Source organism: Tautonia sociabilis (genome assembly GCF_003977685.1).
Lineage (GTDB): Bacteria > Planctomycetota > Planctomycetia > Isosphaerales > Isosphaeraceae > Tautonia > Tautonia sociabilis.
Genome location: NZ_RYZH01000040.1, coordinates 22,813 through 41,050, shown reverse-complemented (window position 1 = coordinate 41,050; position 18,238 = coordinate 22,813). Strand labels below are relative to the sequence as shown.

General features: G+C 69.8%; 12 protein-coding genes. 5 read left to right on the top strand and 7 right to left on the bottom strand.

Annotation, left to right across the window (positions count from 1 at the left end):
- Positions 1-951: 951 nt before the first annotated feature.
- Both rpsG and rpsL read right to left on the bottom strand, forming a co-directional pair.
- Positions 952-1,425, bottom strand: a complete 474-nt coding sequence (gene rpsG, locus TsocGM_RS18595; RefSeq protein WP_126726966.1) for a 30S ribosomal protein S7 — start codon at positions 1,423-1,425, stop codon at positions 952-954.
- 229 nt (positions 1,426-1,654) lie between these two features.
- Positions 1,655-2,056, bottom strand: coding sequence for a 30S ribosomal protein S12 (gene rpsL, locus TsocGM_RS18590; protein ID WP_126726965.1), 402 nt, complete (start codon positions 2,054-2,056; stop codon positions 1,655-1,657).
- Between the two features lie 448 nt (positions 2,057-2,504).
- Between rpsL and TsocGM_RS18585 the strand changes: the two genes are divergently transcribed.
- Positions 2,505-3,791 (top strand): lactonase family protein, encoded by a 1,287-nt coding sequence (locus TsocGM_RS18585; RefSeq protein ID WP_126726964.1) that lies wholly within the window; start codon positions 2,505-2,507, stop codon positions 3,789-3,791.
- A gap of 761 nt (positions 3,792-4,552) precedes the next feature.
- Here the strand turns inward: TsocGM_RS18585 and TsocGM_RS18580 are convergent.
- Both TsocGM_RS18580 and TsocGM_RS18575 read right to left on the bottom strand, forming a co-directional pair.
- Positions 4,553-6,235, bottom strand: a complete 1,683-nt coding sequence (locus TsocGM_RS18580; protein WP_126726963.1) for an alkaline phosphatase family protein — start codon at positions 6,233-6,235, stop codon at positions 4,553-4,555.
- A gap of 1,281 nt (positions 6,236-7,516) precedes the next feature.
- A complete protein-coding gene (locus tag TsocGM_RS18575; protein WP_126726962.1) occupies positions 7,517-8,452 on the bottom strand; it encodes a DMT family transporter in 936 nt (311 codons plus the stop codon).
- A gap of 213 nt (positions 8,453-8,665) precedes the next feature.
- Between TsocGM_RS18575 and hemB the strand changes: the two genes are divergently transcribed.
- Positions 8,666-9,685 carry a porphobilinogen synthase gene (gene hemB, locus TsocGM_RS18570; RefSeq protein WP_126726961.1) on the top strand — a complete coding sequence of 340 codons (1,020 nt, stop codon included), beginning with the start codon at positions 8,666-8,668 and terminating at the stop codon, positions 9,683-9,685.
- A gap of 44 nt (positions 9,686-9,729) precedes the next feature.
- Here hemB and TsocGM_RS18565 read toward each other — a convergent pair whose 3' ends face one another.
- Positions 9,730-10,320, bottom strand: a complete 591-nt coding sequence (locus TsocGM_RS18565; protein WP_126726960.1) for a YpsA SLOG family protein — start codon at positions 10,318-10,320, stop codon at positions 9,730-9,732.
- A 71-nt stretch (positions 10,321-10,391) separates the two neighbouring features.
- Between TsocGM_RS18565 and TsocGM_RS18560 the strand changes: the two genes are divergently transcribed.
- From TsocGM_RS18560 to TsocGM_RS18550, 3 genes are all read left to right on the top strand, one after another.
- The gene (locus TsocGM_RS18560) at positions 10,392-11,615 is read left to right on the top strand and encodes a glycosyltransferase (protein ID WP_126726959.1); all 1,224 of its coding nucleotides are present in this window, start codon (positions 10,392-10,394) and stop codon (positions 11,613-11,615) included.
- 626 nt (positions 11,616-12,241) lie between these two features.
- On the top strand, positions 12,242-13,327 hold the full coding sequence (locus TsocGM_RS18555; protein WP_126726958.1) for a DUF1559 family PulG-like putative transporter: 1,086 nt from the start codon (positions 12,242-12,244) through the stop codon (positions 13,325-13,327).
- Positions 13,328-13,472: 145 nt separating this feature from the next.
- Positions 13,473-13,724, top strand: coding sequence for a hypothetical protein (locus TsocGM_RS18550; RefSeq protein WP_126726957.1), 252 nt, complete (start codon positions 13,473-13,475; stop codon positions 13,722-13,724).
- Positions 13,725-14,031: 307 nt separating this feature from the next.
- Here TsocGM_RS18550 and TsocGM_RS18545 read toward each other — a convergent pair whose 3' ends face one another.
- Together TsocGM_RS18545 and TsocGM_RS18540 are read right to left on the bottom strand one after the other, a co-directional pair.
- Entirely contained in the window at positions 14,032-15,228 is a 1,197-nt protein-coding gene (locus TsocGM_RS18545; RefSeq protein ID WP_158633628.1) for a multiheme c-type cytochrome, read from the bottom strand.
- Between the two features lie 70 nt (positions 15,229-15,298).
- Positions 15,299-18,202, bottom strand: coding sequence for a CRTAC1 family protein (locus TsocGM_RS18540; RefSeq protein ID WP_126726955.1), 2,904 nt, complete (start codon positions 18,200-18,202; stop codon positions 15,299-15,301).
- Positions 18,203-18,238: the final 36 nt, after the last annotated feature.

The following is an 18,238-nucleotide window of genomic DNA, read 5'->3' as shown; positions in this document are numbered from 1 at the left end:
GGCCGGGTCGATTCACGATCGCTCCCGGCAACCCGATGGTGTCCGACTCCTATCCGGGGACCGCCTGCCCCCACTATTCCCCGACGCTGGGCCGAGCGCTCGTCCCGATCGGCCTGACGAGCGGCATCCCCCCCCTCCCGGCCGGCTGGGCGGGCGTCGTCCCCGGTCTGGGCCCGATCCCGTGCCTCCCCGTCGGGCCTCTCGCTCTCCCCCCCGATTCGACTCGGGTCGCCCCCCAAACCCAGACGCTCCCCGGGCAATCCGCTCCCCCGCCGCATTCCCCAGTCCCGACCCTGAACCCGGCCGAAACCGAGGCGGCCCCTCCCCCGCCGGAGGTCGAGGTCCCGACCGTTCCGCCAACCGCCCCCGACGTTCCCGCTCCTCCTTCGTCCGAGCCCCCCGCGGCTCCGGAGGCGCCCGCGATCCGCCCGTCCCCGCCCGTGAACGGCCCGGCCGTCGGAGGGGAACGGCCTTCGCTTCCGACCTCGACGTTCGGCCCCTCGAGCGGTCCTCTCCCGTCCCCATGTCGGGCGTGACGACCGGCCTCCCTCCCCTCGAGAACCGGCCGGGCCCCCTCGTCATCGTCAACGTCCGACGACTCGAAGTCGCGGCGAGACGGGCTCCGGAAACCAGGCAGAAACCGCTCGGCCGACCCCTCGCTGAGCCCGATTGCCAGCTCCGGTCCCGCATGGGGCCGGTCGACCGAGATCGTCCGGGACCGGGTGGCGATCACCCGGGTCATCCAGGTCGTGGTGGATCCCGCCGTCGGGCAGGGCGAAGAACTCCTTGGACGTCTTCCAGCGCCGGGAGGAGCCTTCGATAGAAGGGGTGGGCACTCCTGCGCTCCGCGCCTCCCGGGCTCGCGATGAGGGGAGACCGGGAGGGCAGGAGGAGGGGCGATCGGCCGCGTCCGGCCGGTCGCCCTGGAGTGATCTCACCGGGGGGGTGGGCTCACCAGGCGAAGTGGGAGAACGCCTTGTTGGCGTCGGCCATGCGGTGCACGTTCTCGCGGCGGCTCATGGCGGCGCCCTCGCGGTTGAAGGCGGCGATCAGCTCGTCGGCGAGCTTCACGTGCATCGGCCGGCCCTTCTTCTCGCGGGCGGCCATCAGGATCCAGCGGATCGCCAGCGTCTGCTGCCGGTTCTTCTTCACCTGCATCGGCACCTGGTACGTGGCACCGCCGACGCGCTTCGAGCGGACCTCGATGACCGGCATGACGTTCTCGACCGCCCGGACGAAGACCTCCAGCGGGTCGATGTCCGGCAGCCGCTTCTGGATCAGGTCGGTGGCATCGTAGAAGACGCGCTGGGCGACGCTCTTCTTGCCGTCGTACATCAGGCAGTTGATGAACTTGCTGGCCAGCTTCGAGCCGAACCTCGGGTCCGGCCGGAGCTGGGTCTTGCTGGCGGTGAACTTGCGGGCCATGGTCGGTTCGGTTCCGTTAAGCGGAGGCGACTCGGATCGGGTCGGATCGGATCGGATCGGATCGAAATGCGGGGTTCGGATCGAGGCCGGGGATCGTGCGTGCTCGGGTCGAGGGACGGCGGGCCTTCCCCGGAGGCCGGGAGGCCCCGACGGCATTCCCCGCCGTCCTCACCCGCTCTCCCCCGGCATCAGCCTTCCGGCATCAGCCCTCGGCCCTCGGCCGTCCGCCTTACTTCTTCCGGGCGCCCTTGGCGGCCGGAGCGGCCTTGGCCTTGGCGCCGTACTTCGAGCGGGCCTGCTTGCGATCCGCCACGCCGAGCGCGTCGAGCACGCCTCGGACGATGTGGTAGCGCACACCCGGCAGGTCACGGACCCGGCCGCCCCGGACCAGGACGATCGAGTGCTCTTGCAGGTTGTGCCCCTCGCCGCCGATGTAGGCGGTGATCTCCTTGCCGTTGGAGAGCCGCACGCGCGCGACCTTCCGCAGCGCCGAGTTCGGCTTCTTCGGCGTCATCGTCTTGACCTGGAGGCAGACTCCCCGCTTGAACGGGTTGGCCTCGAGCACCGGCGACTTCGTTTTGGTGTACTGCTGCTTCCGCGGCTTGCGGACGAGCTGATTGATCGTGGGCATTGGCGTCCGTCGTCCTGGCGATCCTCGGGCGTCCCCGATCCCGGCCGGTCGAGGGGGACGGCCCTCCGGCGGCGCTTCGGGATGATCCGTCTCCACACCGGGCGGCCTCGCGCCGAGGGCGCATCCCCCGCGCCGACGCCGATGCGGCAAAACAACCAGTCTAACGGGAGCCCCTCCCCTGTCAAGGGACTGGATCACCGTCGATCGCCTCCTCGGCCGAGCCGATCGCACCGACCTCGATCGGAGTCCGGTCGGAGCACGATCGATCGGGGGGGGCCGGTCGGACCTCGACCGCCGGCGTCGGTCCGGGTCGGCTGGATTCCACCGCGACCTCCTCGACAGCGCCGTCCCTTCGGTGTCGAATTGCGGTCCGGAAGTTCCCGGCGGTGGTCTCCTCGCCGGGTCCGACTCGCCCCCACCCACCGGACGACGACGAGGCCGGACCTCCATGACCGATCGACACCCGTCCCGACGCTCCTTCCTCTCCACCTCCCTCGCCCTGGCGGGGGCCTCCTCGCTGAGGGGCACCCCCTCCCGGGCGCGATCGGCCCAGGAAGACGCCCCGCTGATCGCCTACGTCGGCACCTTCAGCTCCCCGCTCAAGGACGTCCTGCCCACCCAGGTCGACCTTCCTCCCGGCAACGGCCTGGGGATCCACCGCTTCCGGGTCGACCGCCAAACCGGCGCCCTGGAGCCCGCCGGCGTCGTCCGCATGGGCACCAGCCCCAGCCACCTGGCCCTGAATGCCGACGGCTCCCGGCTCTATTCCGCCAACGAGACCGACCGAGTCGGCGAGGGGGAGGACCGCCAGGGCACCGTCACCGCCTTTGCCGTCGATCCGGCCGACGGCGGCCTGACCCCCCTGAACACCGTGCCCTCCGGAGGGGACGGGCCCACCTACATCAGCCTCCACCCCTCCGGCCGCTTCTTACTCGTGGCCAACTACTTCGGCGGCGCCGTCGCCGTGCTCCCGGTTCTCCAGGACGGCCGACTCGGCGAGGCCAGCGATGTCCACCGCGACGAAGGGCCCATCGGCCCGACCCGGGCCACTCACGCCCCTCCCGGCAGCTTCGCCATCAGCGGTCATGACCGTACCCATGCCCACATCATTCGCTCCGACCCCTCCGGCCGCTTCGTCCTCCATGTCGACCTCGGGCTGGACCGGATCTACTCCTGGAGGTTTGACGAGGAGCGGGGGGTCCTGACCCCGAACGACCCCCCCTTCGTCGCGCTTCCCCCCGGCGACGGCCCCCGCCACGTCGACTTCCACCCCAACGGGCGCTGGCTCTACTCCATCCAGGAGGAGGGCTCCACCCTCGTCCTGTTCGACTACGACCCCGACACCGGCCGCCTCTCCGACCGCCAGACGATCTCGACCCTTCCCCCCGGCTATGCCGGCAGCAACTTTTGCTCCGGCGTCCTTGTCTCCGCCGACGGCCGCTTCGTCTACGCCGGCAACCGCCTGCACGACAGCATTGGCATCTTCGCCGTCGGGGACGACGGCACGCTCTCCTACGTCGGAGAGGAATGGACCCGAGGCGATTACCCCCGCAGCTTCTCCTTCGACCCCTCCGGCCGCTTCCTCTTCGTCTGCAACCAACGGGCCGACCACATCGCCGTCTTCCTCGTCGACCCCGACTCCGGCCTCCTCACCTTCTCGGGCCATTACGCCCCGGTCGGGAATCCTTCCTGCGTCACCTTCCTTGACCTTTCCCAGGTCCAGCCCGCCCGCTGATTCCCACCGGGGAGACGCCGACTCCCCGCCCGAGGGCTGCTCCCGATGTCCCGAACGCCCCAACGTCCGGGACATCCCGGACCCCCTTCGGCGCCCCTCGGTCTGAGAGCCCCCGACGCCGGCTTACCCAAGCCCTCCCCCGCAACCCCTCCCCGATCGGGCCGTTTCCCCAGGAGTGATGACTGCCGGGCGGCCCTCCCCCGATCTTCTCAACAAGGACCCCGGCCCGGCCCGATCCGGTCCCGTTCCCCGTCCGTTTCCTGGGCCCGCTGGACTTGAGGAATCGAGTGGTGGTCGCGTGCATGAGGGATAGGCCTGGTCCCTCCCCAACCGAGGGGCCGGGGAGGATGGGGTTCCGCCGTGCTGGACCTCGGCGGTCCCGTCGGCTTTCGCGTCCGAGGGGGCGTCCCGAGGCGCGACGCTCCCGACGGAACGAAGCCAACTGGAGCGGCGCAACCGAAGATCAGAAAAGGACAAACGTCCGGTCCTCTCCTGCGCACCGAAGCGTACCGGTCGGCAATCGCCCCGGGCCTCGGCCCGGCCGGTTCGCCGTGACGAGCGTCGGGGGGCGGCCCCTGGACGGCCCGGAGACGCCGAGGAGCTCGATCGCTGCGCTCGAGCCGAAACGAAGCCAACTGGTTCGACGCAACTTCTTGATTTGTCGTCGCTTCCTGAGATCCGGCGGCGTTCGGTTCAGGCGCACCGATCGCGCACCGATCCCTCCGGCCCCCGCGATCGTCGGCAGGTCGGGGGAGGGAGGATCAGAGATAGCCCAGATCGGCCAGCCGTTGCTTGACGGCCTCGTCGTCCTGCTCCCCCGACGGCCCGGCGGGGCGGCCGTTCGAGGATGGGGGGGAGGCGGCGTCCCCCGGGTCGGCCAGCTCGGGCAGGCAGGAGCCGTTGAGCACCTCGTCGAGGATCCGGCCGTCGAGGTCCTCTGGGGAGGGTACGCCGAGCAGCCGGAGCACGGTGGGGGCGATGTCCAGCAGCGTCGCGTTGCCCCCAAGCGAGGAGCCGGGGCGGATCGTGGGGCCGGAAGCGACGAAGACCCCCTCCATGCGGTGATCCCCCGTGGGCCCGAAGGCGGGGGAGATCACCTGGTGGGTGGCGAAGTCGTGCAGGCCGATCGTGCGGTACCGCCAATCGCCGAGCACGACGGTCAGGTCCGGCGCGAGCCGGGCCTCGGGGCCGTGGTACAGCTCGCCGGCCTCGTAGACGCGCTCCACCAGCGGACCGCCGGTCTCGGGGTGGGTCAGCTCGAGCAGCTCGGCCTTCAGGTCGTCGAGCATCGGCCGGAGGTCCGCCGGCTCGACGCAGCCCATCGGCTGCCTCCCCTTGAGGTTGATGAAGATCTGCCCGAAGTTCCCCTGGGCGTAGGCCCGGGTCTTCGACCAGTCGATATGCCGGCGGGAGAGGAAGAGCGACTCCGCCAGCCGGTCGAGCCGGTTGGCCTGCTTTCCCTCGAACCGGCTGACCCGGTGCTTCGCCTGGCCGAGCCGGGCCATGATCCCGTAGATCCATTTGGGGGTCACCCCCCGGCGGTAGAACCAGTGCTTCTGGCGGATGTACGGGGAGTCGAGCAACCGGATGTACCCCCGTTCCAGCAGCCAGACGTTGAAGTTCACGAAGAACTCGACCGGCCCGAAGCCGTGGTCGCTCATCAGCACGAGCGTGGTTCCCGCCGGGAGGGCCTGCTCGATGGCGCCGATCCCCTCGTCCAGCCGCTGCCAGAAGGCGATGAACCCCTCCCGGACCTTCGACAGGTCGCGGCCTCGGGCAGCCCGGTGCGAGGGCTCCCAGGCGTGCCAAAGCTCGTGCTGGATGCGATCGGTCGCCATCAGGTCGTAGACGAACAGGTCCCAGGGGCGGGCGTCCATCAGGAACCGGACGGCGCGGAGATGGTGGTCGAGAAAGGCGGTCAGCGAGGCCAGCGCCTCGGCCTCCCGGCCGCCATCGTGGACCGAGACGTCCCAGGGCCGGTACGGCTCGCCGAGGGCGGCCTCCAATTCGGCGAACAGGGCGGAATCGGTGGCGAAGTCCGGCGCGTCGGGAGGGGCGAGGAAGTCGCCGAGGAAGAACCCTCCCGGCGCCGGTCTCGGCGGGTAGCTCATCGGCACGGCGCCGGCGACGGTTCGCTTGCCGAACCGTCCGGCCGTCTCCCAGAGCAGCTCCCCCCGGATCGATCCCGAGGTGTTCACCCGGCCGCCGAGCGGGTCGTGCCCGAACTCCAGGAACTCGAAGACCCCGTGCTTGCCCGGGTTCTTGCCCGTCATCACCCCGGTCCAGGCGACCGGGCTCAGCGGAGGGAAGACCGACCTGAGGGTGCCGGACGCCCCCGACTTCCGCAGCCGATCCAGGTTCGGCAGGGCCCCGGCCTCGGCCAGGGGGCCCAGGATGTCCCAGGTCGCCCCGTCGAGCCCCAGCACGAACACGCGATTGGCCATCGTCCCCTCCCCTCCTCTCAATCCCGTTCCAATGTTCCCCCCATTCTAGCCCCGGCACCCCCGACGATCGACCCAGCTCCCGCGTCCGCCCCGCTCGACTGCCAATTTCTCGGGCGACGACGCCGAGAGATCGGGCACGAACGAAGCGGGCGCAACGCCCGTCCCATTTTTTTCCGATCGTCTAACCCATTGCACCACAATCTCTTCGGTTCCTTCGAGAGTGGAGGTTCCACCTTGGGATCTTCGCATGGCATTCGCGGTGCGTTCAGGACGGGCGCTCGCAGTCGATCCCAGCTCCGGAGAGGGGCCTCGGCCTGTTCCCCGGGCTCAGCGTCGAACCCACGAGCAAGCGTCGTTCTCCCTGGCTATGCCCGGCCCCCTCGGGGGGGGCCGGGCGTTCTTCATTATTCCGATCCGTTCCGGCGGTCCGGAGTGACCGGGGCCTTCCCGAGGGCCTCGGGCCCTCCTCTGGCCCCGCCCCTGACAGGCGCCAGAACGGCGACGGGAGGGGGATGGCCGTCGGCGAGCTGGGGGTCGACGCCAGGAGGCTCGGGGGCAGCTCGAGTGCCGGGCGACGGCGGCTCGGGCGATCGCGATGGTCGTCAAGCAGCGGCCGACGCCGGTCGGGAAGTGCCGGGGAACGGTCGAGGAGCAGGCGAAGCGCCGGCTGCGGGCGCTGGGCGAAGCAGCGTCCGGCCGAGGGCCAGCTTCCTGGATGCAGGTGATCGCTCGTTTCGTCCATGGTCGACCGACATCGCGCACACTCGGTTGGCCGGGAGCCTCCTCTCCGAAGCGAGCGTCCCCGGGCCGGCGCATGATGTTCGCTGTTCTGGCGGCTCGGTCGCGGAATCGGAGGGGATCCGGTCGTTGGCCCTGGAGGGGGCCAGCGGGGCCTCTCCGGGCTGCCGCTCAAGACGGGAGCTCGACGATCCGATCGGCCTGAGGGGAGGCCACGATCGCCGCCGCGGCGACGGACTTGAGAACCGCTCGGCGAGTGGCGGGACGGGATCCGGTCCGGGTTGGCTTTCTCGGAACGGGATCGGCTCGCGCCCCGGCCCTCGGCAGGGCCGCCGGCCGTCGCGGACGCGGCTTCTCCCCCGGAATCACCGGCCCGGTTTCCGGGTTCAGGGACGACCTGGGACGATCGTCGGCCGATCCGACTCCGGTCTCCAAGTCGCGTTGAGGCTGGACCCGGTTCGATTCCGGATGGTGGCCTCCGGGTTGGGGGTCGGTCCCGGCCTCACCGCCCACCGAGCGACCCCGATCCTCCCGAAACAGGGATCACGGCGCGTCTTCTCCCGGCAGCGCCAGCGCCGGCCCTTCGCGGTGCTCGACCCGGTCTCTCGCGACCAGGAAGATCCCCGTTCCCACCAGGGCTCCGGCCGCGACCAGTTCCCAGCGCAGCGCTTCTCCCCGGAAGAGGCTGCCGAAGGCGACTCCGAACAGCGGGGTCAGGAAGGCGAAGGAGGCGATGCGGTTGGCCTGGTACCTTCCCAGCAGCATCATCCAAATCGAGAAGCAGACCCCCGACACCATCACCCCCTGGAACAGCACTCCCCAGATCGCCCCGGGGGTGAAGCGGTAGGTTTCGAACCCCTCGAACGCGGCGCTGTAGGCCAGGAACATCGGGATCGCCAGCACATACTGCGCGAACAGCAAGGTGGCCGGCGGGATGACCGGGAAGGTTCGCTTCTGGGCGATCGTCTGTGCCCCGAAGATCGCCCCGGAGAGCAGGATGATCGTGTCTCCGAGCCGGCTTCCCCCCGTCGGTTGATCCGTCCCCAGCAGGACCGCCACCCCCAGCGACGCGGCGACCAGCCCGACGATTCCCCGGGGCCCCATCCGCTCTCCCAGCACGATCCACGACAGCGGCGCCACCACCAGCGGGTGCACGTTGATGAAGACCGACGACCGTCCGGCCAGGCTCAGGCTCGTGCCCCAGTTGAAGGTGCCGATCTGGAGGACCGAGATCATCGCGTGGGCGACGATCAGTCCGAAGTGGTTCCTCCCCACCCACATCGGCTGGCCCGACGCCCGGCAGACCAGCGCCACCATCGGCAAAGCCAGCAGGAACCGCAAGGCCGCGCAGCCGAAGGGAGGGATGTCCGGCACGGCGAACTTCACCGCCACCGCGTTCCCTCCCCAGAGGGCGCAACAGAGCACCACCCCCGCCACCGCCGGGAAGTCGAGCGGGCGAGACGTCTCGGGATCGGGCATTGTCGGTCCTGGAGGGAATCGTCCGGCGGGTTCGGTTCGGGGGCTCCCGATTGTCTCCGCTGCTGGCTCCGACCGTCAACCCGCCCCGCCGGCCCCGCTTCGCGTCCCGATACCGTCGTCCATCCCCAACGCCCTGCTCTTGGGCTCCTCGTGAGGTCCCCGCCTCGTTTCTCGTATGATGTCCCCATCCGCACGACCCGAGGAGCCCTCTCCATGCCCGGCCCCCGCCTGCCCTCCGATCCCGGCCGCTACCCGACCACCCGCCCCCGTCGCGTCCGACGGCACGACTGGTCCCGCCGCCTGGTGGCTGAGCACGCGCTGAGCGTCGACGACCTGATCTGGCCCCTCTTCGTCTTCGACGGCCCCGGCGACCGGCAGGAGGTTCCCTCGATGCCCGGCGTCGATCGGTTGTCGATCCCCCGGCTCGTCGAGGCGGCGGCCGACGCCGCCGAGCTGAAGATCCCGGCCATCGCGGTCTTCCCCGCGACCGACCCGTCCCTGAAGACCCCCGACGCCGAGGAGGCGGTCAACCCCGAGAACCTCGTCTGCCGGGCGGTCCGAGCCGTGAAGGCCGAGGTCCCCGGGATCGGCGTCATCTGCGACGTGGCGCTCGACCCGTACTCCAGCCACGGGCAGGACGGCCTGGTCCGGGACGGCTACGTTGTCAACGACGAAACCGTGGCGGTCCTCTGCCAACAGGCCGTCGTCCAGGCCGAAGCCGGCTGCGACGTGATCGCCCCCAGCGACATGATGGACGGCCGGATCGGCGCCATCCGCCGCGCCCTGGACGCATCGGGCTTCGAGCACGTCCAGATCCTCTCCTACGCCGCCAAGTACGCCTCGGCGTTTTATGGTCCCTTTCGCGACGCCGTCGGCTCGGCCGCCAGTCTCGGGACGGGCGACAAGAAGACCTACCAGATGGACCCCGCCAACGGCGACGAGGCCCTCCGGGAGGTCGCGCTCGACATCGCCGAGGGGGCCGACCTCGTCATGGTCAAGCCAGGGATGCCTTACCTCGACGTCATCCACCGCGTGAAGGAAGCGTTCGGCCTGCCGACCTATGCGTATCAGGTCAGCGGCGAGTACGCCATGATCCGCGCCGCCGCCGGCCGGGGCTGGCTCGACGGCGACCGGGCCATGATGGAAAGCCTGCTGGCGTTCAAACGCGCCGGGGCCGACGGCGTGCTCACGTACTTCGCCCTCGATGCAGCCCGGCGGTTGCGCTCCTCCTGAGCGGCTGGCAATGTCCCCGGCGGTACGGACCAATGCCCCCGAGCCTAGTCGGACGCACCTTCCCGCAACCGACGTCCTTCCCCCGATCGAGGAGCGTCATGGCCTGGCCGCAGGCGCTCGGGGGCCAGCCGGTCGAGGGTCGGTTCCTCGACCGCCCTCCCCGATGCCAGGAGGAACGCCGCCGACAGCACCCGCTCGACCCGATCCCCGATCCCCGGTCGGGTCGACTCGCGATCCCCCCCGACGTTGACGACCCGCACCGCTTGGCTGAGCAGCCAGGAGGCGATCCGGCCCGGCATTCCGGGATCATCGCCGGGATCGGGAGGGACGACGAGCATCGGCTTCCCCGAGGATCGGGCCTCGGAGACGGTGAGCAAGGTCCCCGGCCCCGAGCGATCGTCGGCGAAGATGAGCGTGGCGTCGGCGGCGGCCACGTTGGCCCGGGTGCGGTCGTCCACGTCCTCCGAGGCGATCGCGACCGCCCCGAAGCGTGCGGCGAACTCGGGACGGGGGCCGTCCTCGGTCCGGAAGCCCCGGGGCATCGCGCCCCCGGTGCTCAGGCCGGCGGCGAGGGCGGCACGCCAGGCCGCCTGGTCGACTCCGGTCTGGCCTCCGGTGATCACCTTGCGCAGCATCGTGAGGAAGGTCCCCGGAGCGATCGGGGAGTCGCGATCCGGCTCGAGTCGAGCCCTGGAGGTCGGCCGCAATGCACGTCCTGTTCGTCCATCCGAACTTCCCCGCGCAGTTCGGCCACGTCGCGGACCGGCTCTCCCGGCGCGAGGGCTGGCGCTGCACCTTCGTGTCGGAGAAGCCGAGCGGCCGGGTCAACCGGATCGAACTGGTCCAGTTTACCAGGAAGGGGGGAGCGACGGCGCAGAACCATTATTGCTCCCGGACGTTCGAGAATTCCGTCTGGAACGCTCACGCCGTCTTCGAGGCCCTCAAGGCCCGCCCCGACCTCCGCCCCGACCTGGTTGTCGGCCATTCCGGGTTCGGCTCGACGCTCTTTCTGAGGGATCTGTATGATTGTCCAATTGTGAACTACTTCGAATACTTTTATCACGCCTACGGCTCCGACCTCGACTTCCGCCCCGACTTCCCGCCCAAGGAGTTGGACCGATTGCGCAGCCGGGCGCGCAACGCCATGCTTCTGCTCGATCTGCACAACTGCGATCGCGGCTACAGCCCCACCCGGTTTCAGCATTCGCAGCTGCCGGCCGAGTACCGGGAGAAGGTCGAGGTGATCTTCGACGGCATCGACACCGAGTTCTGGCGCCCTCGTCCCGGCGTTCCTCGGGTCGTTGCCGGGGAGACGATCCCCGAGGGGATGAAGGTCGTCACCTATGCCACCCGGGGCATGGAGTCGATGCGAGGCTTCGACATCTTCATGAAGGCCGCCCGGCGGATCGTCTCGCGTCGCTCAGATGTGATGGTCGTCATCGCGGGAGAGGACCGCGTCTGTTATGGCGGCGATCAGCGGCACACCGGCTCGGCGTCCTTCAAGGAGTGGGTCCTCTCCCGGGACGAGTACGACCTCTCCCGATTCCGGTTTCTCGGGCGCATTCCACCCGACCAGCTGGCGACCCTCTTCGCGATCAGCGACGTGCATCTCTACCTGACCGTTCCGTTCGTCCTGTCCTGGTCGCTGCTGAACGCGATGGCCTGCGGCGCGACGATCGTGGCCAGCGATACCGCCCCGGTGCGCGAGGTGATCGAGCACGGCCGGACCGGCCTGCTGGTCGACTTCTTCGACGCCGAGGGCCTCGCCGAGGCCGCCCTCGGCGTGCTCGAGAGGCCCGAGGCCTTCGGCCACCTCGGGAGCAACGCCGCCGAGCACGTCCGGCAGCACTACCGGCTCGGCCCCTGCCTCGATCGTATGGTCGCGCTGTTCGAGGAGGTCATCGCCGCTCACCGCCCCGGGGCCCGCTGACCCGTTCCGATCGGGTACCGCGTCGATTCCAGGAAACATGATCCGGGCCCGATCCGGGCCGAATCGCGGCGCCCGAGATCACCGATCCGCAAATCCGGACCACCGGAAGGCCGATCGAGGGGGAGAACCGGTGGCGAGTCGGAAGGAGGCGGCTCAAGTGAAGTTGCGGGGAACTGGACTTGACAGCGCGGCTAAGACACGCAATTGTGAGAACGGAATTGGTTCGCCTCGGATGATCGCGTATCGTCCAGGCTGCCGTTTCCATGAGTCTGCGCACGTCGGGTCACAGACCCGGGCACTCCGAGTCGCCGGCCGCATCGGCTCCCGGACCGTTCCTCCTGTGCCGATGCGGCCATGCCTTCCACCGCCCGATCCACGATCCGGCACCGTCCGAACCGCTGAAGTCCGGCACCTCGACTGAGGATCGGCCAACTGATCGTCCTCCTCGACCGTGCACCTCGCCGCCTCGAATCGGCGCGACTCGCGACGGGACGGAACGAATGCCACCTCAACGGCGTGTCGGCCTCTTCTTCGGGCATCGCATACGCCCTCAACCTCTCCGCGTCATCGATCCCCGCACCGTGAGGTCCTCTCATTTCCCACTTCTCGTGAAGAAGGTTTCATCCATGACTCGTCCCCAGGCCCGTCACCGCCACGACCGCGGCTTTACGCTGATCGAGCTGCTGGTCGTCATCGCGATCATTGGCGTGCTCATCGCCCTGCTGCTGCCGGCCGTGCAGAGCGCCCGGGAGGCCGCCCGCCGCGCCCAATGCACGAACAACATGAAGCAACTGGCCCTGGCGGCCCACAACTATGTCGACTCCTGGGCCACCCTGCCCGCCGGAATGCGCTGGGGCTGGGCCAGCACCCCGGGCTACGTCACCTCGCTGCACGGCATGATGCCCGGCTTCCTGCCCTATATCGAGCAGGTCGCGTTGTTCAACGCGATCAACTTTAATGTGAATATGTTCGAGCCCCAGAACATCACCATTCACGCCACCGCGGTCGCCACGTTTTATTGCCCCAGCGACCCGACCGCCGGCCAGCTGAGCGACCATTCGTCGGCCGCCTACCCCAAGATGGCCCATACCAGCTACGCCGGTATGGCCGGCACCTGGCCGAACAACACCTATCAGCTGCCCCCGGGACCAGGCTTTCCCAACGGCCTGACCCACTCCCAGTTCGGCAACGTCAAGGCCAATCAGACGGGGCTGTTCTCCGTCCATAGCGCGGTCACCTTCGCCGATATCCGGGATGGTCTGAGCAACACCATCATGTTTGGCGAGCACGCCAACGGCATCCTCGAGCTGCCCGGCGCCACCGCGCCTCCCGGCGACTGGGGCTGGTGGACCTCCGGCGCCTATGGCGACACCATGATCACCTCAATGTATCCAATTAACGCCTACAAGTCGATCCCTCCCTACGAGCCTCAGGGGGCCTGGGCCGACGCGCACATCATGTCCGCCTCGAGCTTCCACCCCGGCGGTGCCAACTTCGCGATGGCCGACGGCTCCGTGCGGTTCATCAAGGAGACGGTCGACTCCTGGCGGATCGACCCGAGCACCGAGCTTCCGGTGGGCCTCGGCACCGCCAACCTCGGGTTCTGGACGACGACCTACGTCGTCAACAACCCGGCGACCTTCCGCTCGGGCGTCTACCAGAGCATCTCGACCCGCAAGAAGGGCGAGGTCGTCAGTGCTGATGCCTACTGATCGTCGAGCCTGAGTCAACTCCCGGTCGGGCCGGCCCGCGACCTTCTCGCGGCCGGCTCGACGTTCGTGATGCCTTGCAGCAACGATCCGGAAACGATCCGGAGCGATCGCTGAGGATCGCTCCCGATCCACCAAGGAGCCCATCGTGTCCAACGTTTTCAGTCAACTCGTCGAGCGTCGGGCCACCCCCCAACTGCTCGGTTGCTTCGTTCTCTCCGGCTGTCTGATCGCCGGCGTGGGCTGCTCCTCCGGTGGCGGTGAGGCCACCGCCCCGCTCGGCGCGGGCGTCTCCGGTGAGAGCGGTATGGTTGACCTTTCGGCCAGCGTCGAGGCGGAACAAGGCGTCGGATCGAAAGTTGAGACGCCTGGTGGAAAGGGACCGAAGTTTTCGCAGTAACGACCCCGCAAGCTCGAACCGCTCCCCGGGGGGTAGCGCTTCTCTCCAGGCCCCGGGTCCTCGGGGAGCTTGCCCGGATCCCAAACCGACTTGCCAAGGATCGATCGCCGTTCGAGGACGAATCGGATGGTCTGAGGTAAGGGGCACGACGCTCCTCGAAACCGGGACGTCCTTTCTCCGATTCCGTTCCGGAGGCTCGGGACGATCGCTGGAAGTCCGAGAATCCTCAAGGGCTTTCGGAAGCCAGGCAGTCCCGCTGGATGGTCGATTCGCCCCCGATTTCTCGGTTGGGGCATGGAGTGCCCCCCTATTCCGCCGCCGCCTCAGGCGAGGGCCTGGTGCACGGGCCTGTCCGCCCGTCCAGGTCCCGGATCCGGATCCAGTGGTCGGTGAATCGGACCCCCTGGCCGGAATCAACCTTGGGCATGTGACAGTCCAGGCAGCCGGCCGGTGGTCCGGGAGTCGGGGGCGGGGTCGGATTCGATCCGTGGCAGCTCGCGCAGATCGCTTCGTAGAAGATGGGGGATGATCGGGCTCGGGCGTGGGGATCGTGGCAGGTCAGGCAACTGAGCGTGCCATCTCCCTCGGTAAAGCAGGGCGACTGCATCAGGCCGACGGGCTGAAAGCGGGCGAGCTGCACGTTGTCGGGCCGGATGATGCCCGGAGGGGCGTTGCTTGGGTGTCGGTGGCAGGTCCCGCAGAGTTCAAGCTGTTCCTCGACCGTCCAGCGCTCGAGGCCGAACCGCAGGGCCGGTCCCTCCTCTGCTCGGCGTCGCGCCTCGACGTGCGCTCGGGCCGGGCCGTGGCAGCGTTCGCAGGAGACGTTCGGGATCATCGAGGCCACGTCGAGCACGTGGGACCCGGTTGCCGAGGTCAGCGTCGAGTGGCATCCGAAGCACTTGTGCATTTCCTCGGAATCCATCTCGTGCCCGAGCCGCCCCCCCCGGCCGAGGCCGTCTCCCGCCCGCTGGCCGGGGGTGACGCTGAAGGTCCCGTCGGCGAAGTGGGTCAAGCGGTGCTCCAGGGCGGTCGGATGCGCTGGATCGGCGTTGGTGACGGTGACGAAGGTCGTCGCGTGGTGGCCGGAACCGAGCGCGAAGTCGAGCGGGATGCGTTCCCGACGGCCCCCCTCGGCCCGATCGGCGAACAGGAGGCCATCCTGGAGCAGATAGGTCCAGGTCACCTCCGAGCGTTCGGGATCGGCCAGCGTCCGGCCGTCCAGTTCCCGGGCGAGCCGACGCTGTCCCGCCGGCCGGATCGTCCTGGCGTGTCCCGACCCGGTGAAGGAGGCGTGAGCGCCGGGGTGGCAGTCGATGCAGGCATCGGCACCGGCGAACTCCGCCCGGGTCGGTCCTCCCGAGAGAACAACCTGGCCAGTGTCGTCGGCCTCCTCTCCCGGAGGGGGAGTCATCGTCATCCAGAGCCCAAGCCCGGCCAGCCCGAGCAGGGCCGACGCCGCGAGGATCACGAACGCTGAAGGCCGGTTCGATCGCGGATCGCTCATGACGAGGAGCCCGGTCGGGACGCGGTCGGGGAACGGGGGGCGAGGAACCATCTCCTCACACGGGGAGCGATCAGCTGTCGGGAGGTCGATCACGGCCGATCCGATCGGCCCCTGCGGCGCCCTCGCGGATCAGGTACCAGGAGTCGACCGGGAGATTGCGGAGGCGGTCCTCGTGTCCCGAGGGCCAGAACACCTCGACCTCGTCGATGACCGTTGCCTTGCCGATCCCCAGGTGGATCCGGGGATCGGACGCCGACTGGTAGCTGCCCCCGCCCACCCGCTCGGCCACCCAGGATCGGCCGCCGGCCCGGACGACGACCCGGGTTCCCACGGCGTCTCGGTTTGAGTCCCGCCCTTCCAGCCGGAAGCCGACGAAGTGGCCGCCCTGGGTCTGGTTGTGGAGGTAGGCGATCGGCTGGTTGTGGCTCAGCAGGAGCAGGTCGATCCGGCCGTCGTTGTCGAGGTCGCCGGCCGCCAGCCCTCGGCCGATGCGAGGGACCGCCCAGGGGGGGCCGGCGCGGTGGGTGACGTCGACGAGCCGTCCCCCGGGGCCGCCGAGCAGCAGTTGCGTGGGCATCGTGTAGGGGAAGTTCGGGCGGTAGTCGCTGACGTGACCGTTGGCGCTGGCAAGGTCGAGGAGGCCGTCGTTGTTGGCGTCGAACATCACCAGCCCGAAACCGAGCAGGGACCGACTGACGGCCTCCAGGCCGATCCGGTTGGTGCTATCGTGGAAGAGGCCGCCCCCGAGGTTGCGGTAGTAGGTGGTGGACTCGCCGAAGAAGTTGGTCACGGCCAGGTCGATGCGGCCATCGCCGTCGAGATCGCCGGCGGCGACCCCCATGCCGGCCTGGAACCCTCCCCCGGCGTCGCCGGCCACCCCGGCCTCCTCGGCGACGTCCTCGAACCGCATCCCTCCGAGATTCCGCCAGAGGACGTTCGCGGTCATGTCGTTGGCGACGTAGAGATCGACTCGGCCGTCGTCGTCGAGGTCGGCGGCCACGACCCCGAGGCCCCGGCCGTCTCGGTCAACGATCCCGGCCGACGGGGAGACGTCCTCGAACCGCCCGCCGTCGTTGCGGAAGAGGTGGTCGGGCCGGGCGGCGAATTCCAGCGGGTTGCAGGAGATGTAGACCCCCGTCGCCTCGTCCCGGCAGAGGCGGGGGCGGCGCTCGTCCCAGGCGGCGTAGTGGCAGACGTACAGGTCGAGATCGCCGTCGTCGTCCAGGTCGGCGAACGCCGCCGAGGTGGGCCAATCGCGATCGCCGCCCAGGCCGGCGGCCTCGGTCGCGTCCTCGAAGGTGCCGTCCCCCCGGTTCCGGTAGAGGGCGTAGGATCGCCATCGGGTGAGGAACAGGTCGGGATGCCCGTCGTTGTCGATATCGCCGACCGTCACACCGAGCCCGTACCCTCCGGCGAACTCGGAGATGCCGGAGGATTCGGAGACGTCCTCAAAGGTGCCGTCCCCTCGGTTGCGGAAGAGGCGGTCTCGGCAAGGGGAGCCGGGCTCGGGGGGAAATGCCCCGCCCTGGACGGCAAAGACATCGAGCAGGCCATCGCCGTCGAAGTCCAGCAGCGCGACGCCGCCGCCGAGCGGCTCCGGGAGCCGGCGGTACGGCGTCTCTCCGTTCTCGTAAGTGAAGGAGAGGCCGGCTCGATCCGCGTCGTCCTCGAACCGGACGGGGGAAGACGGCTCCTCGTCGCGAGTCGGGGGGACCCGGTCGGCGAGCTCCAGCAGCCGACCCCAGGACTCCCCCCCGTCGTCCGGCTCGGGGGAGGCGGGGCGGTCGAGCCGAGCCCGCAGCTCGAGCGCGGCCGGGAGCCTCGGCGCCGAAGCCAGGGCCAGGTCGCACCAGGCGAGCGCCTCCTCCCGGAGGCCGATCGCGTCGGCCAGCCGGGCCATCTCCATCGCCTGGTCGGGGGCCCGGAGGGCGTTCGGATCCTGGAGTCGCCAGCGGTAGCGCTCCAGGTTCCGGTCAAGCACGGCCTTCCGCTCCCGATAGCCCGCCGCCGCCTCCTCCTCGCCGGCGCTTCCGGCGATCGCCGCGAGGCATTCCAGCGCCCGGGTCGAGGCCGGATCGACCTGAAGGAGCCGCTCCAGGGAACGGCGCTCCGCTTCTTCGTCTCCGGCTCGCTCGGCGAACCAGGAGCGCAGCTCCAGGATCTCGGCGCGGTCGAGGCGATCGGGCCCGAGCCGTCGGATCGCGGCGGCCGCCGCCTCGGGACGTCCGGCGCCCAGGGCCCAGTCGAGCCGGGCCCGCCAGATCGGGGGGTCGGCGTCGGCCTGCTCGCAGCGGAGGAGCCAGTGGTCGGCCTCCTCCCATCGCCCCTGGAGCATGGCGAGCCGCGCTCGGCCGAGCCAGACCCGGTCGTCCTCCGGGGCCATCCGGCCGGCCTGCTCGAGGGTCTGAGCCAGTCCGTCGAGCGGAAGGCTGCCGCGCCCCAGGTCGGCCAGCTCCTTCAGCAGCCGGAGCGGGTCGCGACTCGTCCCGAGCGACGACCGCATCAGGTCCATCGCATCGTCGATCCGCACCTGGATGACGTAGAGACGCCGGAGCAGGTCTCGGGCCTCGTCGAGGCCGCCGCTCCCCCGGCGCAGCAGGCGTTCGAGGCGATCCTCGGCGGGCCGGAGCCGACCTCGTCGCAGGTTCGCGCTGGCCTCATGGAAGGCGCCGACCGGGTCGAACGGGAAGCCGACAGGCACTCGGCCGAAGGCGTCGAGGGCCGCGTCGGGGCGTCCCCGAATCGACTCGCAGATCCCCAGCCAATAGTCGACCGCGCCGCCGACGGCGCCAGGCCGCTTGGCCGAGAGCCCGGCGAGGCGGTCCCGCGCCGTTGCCACTCGGCCCTGGGCCAGCTCCGCTCGGGCGGCCCGGAGCTCGCCCCGGACCCGGAGGGCGTCGAGCCCCGCCAGGGCCCCGGCCACCAGGGCCAGCGCGACCGCCGCAAGCGCGAGCCGCCGACGCCGTCCTCGCATCACGAACCTCGACCGGTCAGGAGATTGACCCGATAT

What these genes read in the sequence shown, in the direction of transcription:
- rpsG (WP_126726966.1), bottom strand. Translation starts at nt 1,425, where the DNA reads ATGGCCCGCAAGTTCACCGCCAGCAAGACCCAGCTCCGGCCGGACCCG.
- rpsL (WP_126726965.1), bottom strand. Translation starts at nt 2,056, where the DNA reads ATGCCCACGATCAATCAGCTCGTCCGCAAGCCGCGGAAGCAGCAGTAC.
- TsocGM_RS18585 (WP_126726964.1), top strand. Translation starts at nt 2,505, where the DNA reads ATGACCGATCGACACCCGTCCCGACGCTCCTTCCTCTCCACCTCCCTC.
- TsocGM_RS18580 (WP_126726963.1), bottom strand. Translation starts at nt 6,235, where the DNA reads ATGGCCAATCGCGTGTTCGTGCTGGGGCTCGACGGGGCGACCTGGGAC.
- TsocGM_RS18575 (WP_126726962.1), bottom strand. Translation starts at nt 8,452, where the DNA reads ATGCCCGATCCCGAGACGTCTCGCCCGCTCGACTTCCCGGCGGTGGCG.
- hemB (WP_126726961.1), top strand. Translation starts at nt 8,666, where the DNA reads ATGCCCGGCCCCCGCCTGCCCTCCGATCCCGGCCGCTACCCGACCACC.
- TsocGM_RS18565 (WP_126726960.1), bottom strand. Translation starts at nt 10,320, where the DNA reads ATGCTGCGCAAGGTGATCACCGGAGGCCAGACCGGAGTCGACCAGGCG.
- TsocGM_RS18560 (WP_126726959.1), top strand. Translation starts at nt 10,392, where the DNA reads ATGCACGTCCTGTTCGTCCATCCGAACTTCCCCGCGCAGTTCGGCCAC.
- TsocGM_RS18555 (WP_126726958.1), top strand. Translation starts at nt 12,242, where the DNA reads ATGACTCGTCCCCAGGCCCGTCACCGCCACGACCGCGGCTTTACGCTG.
- TsocGM_RS18545 (WP_158633628.1), bottom strand. Translation starts at nt 15,228, where the DNA reads ATGAGCGATCCGCGATCGAACCGGCCTTCAGCGTTCGTGATCCTCGCG.
- TsocGM_RS18540 (WP_126726955.1), bottom strand. Translation starts at nt 18,202, where the DNA reads ATGCGAGGACGGCGTCGGCGGCTCGCGCTTGCGGCGGTCGCGCTGGCC.